This window comes from Kitasatospora sp. NPDC059571, assembly GCF_042735675.1.
GTDB lineage: Bacteria > Actinomycetota > Actinomycetes > Streptomycetales > Streptomycetaceae > Kitasatospora.
Map to the genome: position 1 here is coordinate 7,133 of NZ_JBHWBW010000288.1, position 2,857 is coordinate 9,989.

Annotated in this window: 4 protein-coding genes; 3 read left to right on the forward strand and 1 reads right to left on the reverse strand. The window is 78.8% G+C overall.

The window, feature by feature from the left end:
- Positions 1–274 precede the first annotated feature (274 nt).
- Both ACFV0G_RS26315 and ACFV0G_RS26320 read left to right on the forward strand, forming a co-directional pair.
- Positions 275–454: a hypothetical protein gene (locus ACFV0G_RS26315; RefSeq protein WP_380552811.1), complete on the forward strand. Its 180-nt coding sequence runs from the start codon at positions 275–277 to the stop codon at positions 452–454.
- 116 nt (positions 455–570) lie between these two features.
- The gene (locus tag ACFV0G_RS26320; protein ID WP_380552814.1) at positions 571–1,281 is read left to right on the forward strand and encodes a Type 1 glutamine amidotransferase-like domain-containing protein; all 711 of its coding nucleotides are present in this window, start codon (positions 571–573) and stop codon (positions 1,279–1,281) included.
- 70 nt (positions 1,282–1,351) lie between these two features.
- Here the strand turns inward: ACFV0G_RS26320 and ACFV0G_RS26325 are convergent, their stop codons facing one another.
- Positions 1,352–2,017: an MSMEG_1061 family FMN-dependent PPOX-type flavoprotein gene (locus ACFV0G_RS26325; protein ID WP_380552817.1), complete on the reverse strand. Its 666-nt coding sequence runs from the start codon at positions 2,015–2,017 to the stop codon at positions 1,352–1,354.
- A gap of 174 nt (positions 2,018–2,191) precedes the next feature.
- Between ACFV0G_RS26325 and ACFV0G_RS26330 the strand changes: the two genes are divergently transcribed.
- On the forward strand, positions 2,192–2,857 hold a 666-nt coding region (locus ACFV0G_RS26330), incomplete at its 3' end, for an ATP-binding protein (protein ID WP_380552820.1).

The following is a 2,857-nucleotide window of genomic DNA, read 5'->3' on the forward strand; positions in this document are numbered from 1 at the left end:
TCCCCTGCGCGCCCGCCCCCCCCCCCCCGCCCCGCCGCCGCGGGCCCCCCCCCGGGGGGGGGGGGGGCGCCCCCCCCCCCCCCCCCCCGGGACGCGGGGACGGGAAGGGGCTACCCGCTTCTCGCGGATCCTGATTTCGCGGTGCACGGCTCACGCCGCTACTCCGCGTCTTTTCCGGGACCCTTCCCGTCCCTCCCAGGACACCACCACGGGCGCCGATCCGCTAGCCGCCACGCCATGGCGGCCCGGCCGGGCCGCTCGGTACGCTCGGTCCGTGGAGAGCGAGAGCACGCCCGGAGCGCGCCGGCCCGAGCCACGGCCGGCGCCGGACGCCGAGCAGGGTGGCGAGCCGGCCTGCCTGCCGGCCCTGCTCTGCCCCGCCTGTGACGCGGTGCCGGACGAGCCGGCGCAGGCGGTCTGCCGGCGCTGCGGCGCCGACCTGCACCCCGCCTGACCCCCGGCTGACCCGGGCACCCCACCCGACCTGCGCTGCGCCCCGGTGGAAAAGCGGTGGCCCCGACGGACGAAGCCGCCTACCGTGCCCCGGGAACACCAGCACGAGGGGGAGCAGTGGGCATCCATCTGATCGGCGGCGGGCGCGACACCGACGCCTACCAGGAGCTGTACGGGCCCTTCCTGGCCGAGGCCGGTGAGGATCCCGCGGTCGCCTGCCTGCTGCTGGACGAGGGCGACCTGCCGGAGCAGTCCGACCGCTGGGCGGCGGCGCTCACCGCGGCCGCGCCCTGCAGGCCGTTCACCGTCCCGATTCTCCCCGGCGCCGGGTTCGACCCGGCGGTGCTGGACGCCGCGGACGCGGTCTTCGTCGGCGGCGGCCTGACCCCCGCCTACCGGGCCGCGCTGGCCGGCCCGCTGGGCCGCCGGCTGGCCGAACGGCCGCTGCCGTACGCGGGCTTCTCGGCCGGTGCCGCGATCGCGTCCGCCCGCGCCGTCGTCGGCGGCTGGCTGGCGGACGGCGTCCCGGTCTGCCCGGAGGACACCGCCGAGGACCTCACCGAGGTCGCGGTGCACGACGGCCTGGGCCTGCTGGCTCCCGCGGTCGACGTGCACGCCGCCCAGTGGGGCACGCTGGGCCGGCTGGCGGCCCTGGTCGCCCGCGGCACGGTCGCGTCCGGCGTGGCGATCGACGAGAACACCGCACTGACCGTGGCCGCCGACGGCAGCACTGCCGTGCGCGGCGCGGGCCGGGTGCACCTGGTCCGTCCGTACGACGGCGGCGCCGCCGTCCGCTCCCACCGGGCGGGGGAGCGGTTCGCCCTGTGACGGCCGGTCAGGCGGCCCCCGCCGCCCGGCCCGTCCGTCGCGGTCCGCCCGCAGCGGACCCGTGCCGCGGCTACTCGTAGCGATACAGCAGCGACTCCCGCTCCGACTGCTGGATGTCGGCCAGCGTCAGTCCCGGATCCCGCAGGTGCGAGAGGGTCACCTCGGCCGAGCTCGGCAGCGCGTCCGCGGCCGGCCAGGACTCCGGGCGCCACGCCCCCGCGCGCAGGAACGACTTGGGGCAGTGTCCGTAGACCTCGTCCACCTCGACCACGATCGCGCTGCGCGGCGGCTTGCCGACCGCGGTGAGCTGCTCCAGCAGGCGTGCGTCGGTCGACACGCAGGCCCGGCCGTTGACCCGCAGCGTGGTGTCCCGGCCGGGCACCACGAACAGCAGGCCGACCCGGCCGGTCTCGACGATGTTGTGCAGGCTGTCCAGCCGGCGGTTGCCGGTGGCGTCCGGTATCGCGAGCGTGCGCTCGTCCAGCACCGCGACGAAGCCCGCCGGCCCGCCGCGCGGGGACACGTCGCACCGCCCGTCCGCACCCGCGCTCGCCACCAGCACCAGCGGAGAGCAGCCGATCAGCTGCCGGGCCGGCTCGTGGATCCGGTCCACCTGCTTGCGCACCACGGCGTCCGTGGGCTGTTCGTACACCGCGCGGAGCCCGGCGGCATCCCGGACGGCGGAGGTGTGCAGGGCGTCGAAGAGGCGGCTGTCGGCCGCGGTCGGTGAGGTCACGTGCGACGAATCTAGACCAGCCGCGGCCTGCTGCGATACGGGAATTCCCACCCGGCCCGCCGCGGCCGCCCGGCGGCGCGTTCGGCCCGCCCGCCCGACCCGGCCGCACTACGCTCGAAGCGTCGGCGGCGCGGTGCGGAGCCGCCGACCCGCAGGCGTCGGAAGGACGCGGTGATGGGGCCCTTGCCGTTCGTCGGCCGCCGGCGGGTGCTGGCCGCGATCGAGGAGGCCGCCGGGCGGGCCCGCGCAGGCCGCGGCGGCCTGCTGGCCCTCACCGGACCGGCCGGCGCTGGCAAGACCCGCACTGCCCGCGAGGCGGCCGACCGGGCCGGCCTGCGCACCGCCTGGGCCTGGTGCCCGCCCGAGGCCGCGGCGATCCCGTTCCGGCCGTGGTCCGCCCTGCTGCGCGAGCTCACCGCCGACGACCCGGCGTGCGGCCGCCTGGTCCGCGCCTCCCCGCCGTTGCGAGCGCTGCTGGCCGGCCGGGCCGCCGGACTGCTGCCGGCCCCGGACCCGGAGGGCGCCCGGCTGCGGCTCACCGGCGACACCGCCCACCTGGTGCGCACCGCCGCCGCCCGCACCCCGCTGCTGCTGGTCCTCGACGACGTGCACGCCGCCGACCCGTCCTCGCTGCGGCTGCTGCTCGAACTGGCCGCCGCCGCCCGGACGGCGCCGCTGCTGCTCCTGGTCACCGCACGCACCGAGGACGCGGACTGGCCGCAGCGCACCGCCGACCGGGCCGAACTGCTGCGCCGGGCCAACGGCCTGCCGCTCGGTCCGCTCTCCGAGGCCGACGGGGCCCGGGCGCGGGCCGCCGCCGCCGCGGGCGCACCCCCCCCC